This is a genomic window from Clostridium sp. CTA-6 (genome assembly GCF_054768115.1).
Window position 1 is genome coordinate 1 of record NZ_BAAAAU010000023.1, and the last position, 2756, is coordinate 2756.

Here is a 2756-nt window from a genome sequence, read left to right on the forward strand (position 1 = left end):
ATCATGCACTGAATACATAGGTGTATGAGGGTAAACCCGGGGAACTGAAACATCTAAGTACCCGGAGGAAGAGAAAGAAAAATCGATTTCCTAAGTAGCGGCGAGCGAACGGGAAAGAGCCCAAACCAGAAACTTGTTTCTGGGGTTGCGGATAGATCATAAAAGAAGAGGTATCTTAATCGAAGAGGGCTGGAACGCCCTACCATAGAAGGTAATAGTCCTGTAGGTAAAAAGAGAAAACTTCAAGATCTAATCCAGAGTACCACGAGACACGTGAAACCTTGTGGGAAGCAGGGAGGACCACCTCCCAAGGCTAAATACTACCTAGTGACCGATAGTGAAGCAGTACCGTGAGGGAAAGGTGAAAAGAACCCCGGAAGGGGAGTGAAATAGAACCTGAAACCGTGTGCCTACAACCGATCGGAGCACGTTAAAGTGTGACGATGTGCTTTTTGTAGAACGAGCCAGCGAGTTACGCTATGTAGCAAGGTTAAGTACTTAAGGTATGGAGCCGAAGGGAAACCGAGTCTGAAAAGGGCGAAAAGTTGCATGGTGTAGACCCGAAACCGGGTGACCTATCCATGGCCAGGTTGAAGCGAGAGTAAAATCTCGTGGAGGACCGAACCACGTTGGTGTTGAAAAACCATGGGATGAGCTGTGGATAGCGGAGAAATTCCAATCGAACTCGGAGATAGCTGGTTCTCCTCGAAATAGCTTTAGGGCTAGCGTCGTGTAATTGAGTAATGGAGGTAGAGCACTGAATGGGCTAGGGGCTATAGTAGTTACCGAACCCTATCAAACTCCGAATGCCATATACTTGTATCACGGCAGTCAGACTGCGAATGATAAGATCCGTAGTCAAAAGGGAAACAGCCCAGACCATCAGCTAAGGTCCCAAAGTGTAAGTTAAGTGGAAAAGGATGTGGGATTTCTAAGACAACTAGGATGTTGGCTTAGAAGCAGCCACTCATTTAAAGAGTGCGTAATAGCTCACTAGTCAAGAGATCCTGCGCCGAAGATGTCCGGGGCTCAAACTTACCACCGAAGCTATGGGTGTACACTATGTGTACGCGGTAGAGGAGCTTTCTGTATGGGTTGAAGTCGTACCGTAAGGAGCGGTGGACTGTACAGAAGTGAGAATGCTGGCATAAGTAGCGAGAAATAAGTGAGAATCTTATTGGCCGAAAACCTAAGGTTTCCTGGGGAAGGTTCGTCCGCCCAGGGTTAGTCGGGACCTAAGCCGAGGCCGAAAGGCGTAGGTGATGGACAATCGGTTGATATTCCGATACCGCCTATTTACGTTTGAGAGATGGGGTGACGCAGTAGGATAAGATGTGCGCACTATTGGATGTGCGTCTAAGCATTTAGGCATGCTTGATAGGYAAATCCGTCRAGCTAAGCTGAGGTGTRATGGGGAGCCATTTATGGCGAAGTATCTGATTCCACACTGCCAAGAAAAGCCTCTATCGAGTGAATAGGTGCCCGTACCGCAAACCGACACAGGTAGGTGAGGAGAGAATCCTAAGGCCATCGGAAGAATTGCTGTTAAGGAACTCGGCAAATTGACCCCGTAACTTCGGGAGAAGGGGTGCCTACGAAAGTAGGCCGCAGAGAATAGGCCCAAGCAACTGTTTAGCAAAAACACAGGTCTCTGCTAAAGCGAAAGCTGATGTATAGGGGCTGACGCCTGCCCGGTGCTGGAAGGTTAAGGGGAACACTTAGCGTAAGCGAAGGTGTGAACTTAAGCCCCAGTAAACGGCGGCCGTAACTATAACGGTCCTAAGGTAGCGAAATTCCTTGTCGGGTAAGTTCCGACCCGCACGAATGGCGTAATGATTTGGGCACTGTCTCAACAGCAAATCCGGCGAAATTGTAGTGCAAGTGAAGATGCTTGCTACCCGCGATTGGACGGAAAGACCCCGTAGAGCTTTACTGTAGCTTAGCATTGAATCTCGGTATTGTCTGTACAGGATAGGTGGGAGACTTGGAAACTTGGGCGTCAGCCTGAGTGGAGTCATCCTTGGGATACCACCCTGACAGTACTGGGGTTCTAACCGGCGGCCATGAATCTGGTCACGGGACATTGTTAGGTGGGCAGTTTGACTGGGGCGGTCGCCTCCTAAAAAGTAACGGAGGCGCCCAAAAGTTCCCTCAGCGCGGTCGGAAATCGCGCGAAGAGTGCAAAGGCAGAAGGGAGCTTGACTGCGACACATACAGGTGGAGCAGGGACGAAAGTCGGGCTTAGTGATCCGGTGGTACCTCGTGGGAGGGCCATCGCTCAACGGATAAAAGCTACCTCGGGGATAACAGGCTGATCTCCCCCAAGAGTCCACATCGACGGGGAGGTTTGGCACCTCGATGTCGGCTCGTCGCATCCTGGGGCTGAAGTAGGTCCCAAGGGTTGGGCTGTTCGCCCATTAAAGCGGCACGCGAGCTGGGTTCAGAACGTCGTGAGACAGTTCGGTCCCTATCCGTCGCGGGCGTAGGAAATTTGAGAGGAGCTGTCCTTAGTACGAGAGGACCGGGATGGACCAACCTCTGGTGCACCAGTTGTCACGCCAGTGGCACAGCTGGGTAGCTATGTTGGGACTGGATAAACGCTGAAAGCATCTAAGCGTGAAGCCAACCTCAAGATGAGATTTCCCATAGCGTAAGCTAGTAAGACTCCTGGAAGAACACCAGGTTGATAGGTCAGAGATGTAAGCATGGCAACATGTTAAGTTGACTGATACTAATAAGTCGAGGGCTTGACCAAA

1 rRNA gene is annotated in these 2756 nt (G+C 50.5%); it reads left to right on the forward strand.

The window, feature by feature from the left end:
• Window positions 1-2755 (forward strand): 23S ribosomal RNA (locus ACYUDJ_RS21170); the annotation flags it as partial.
• Window position 2756: the final 1 nt, after the last annotated feature.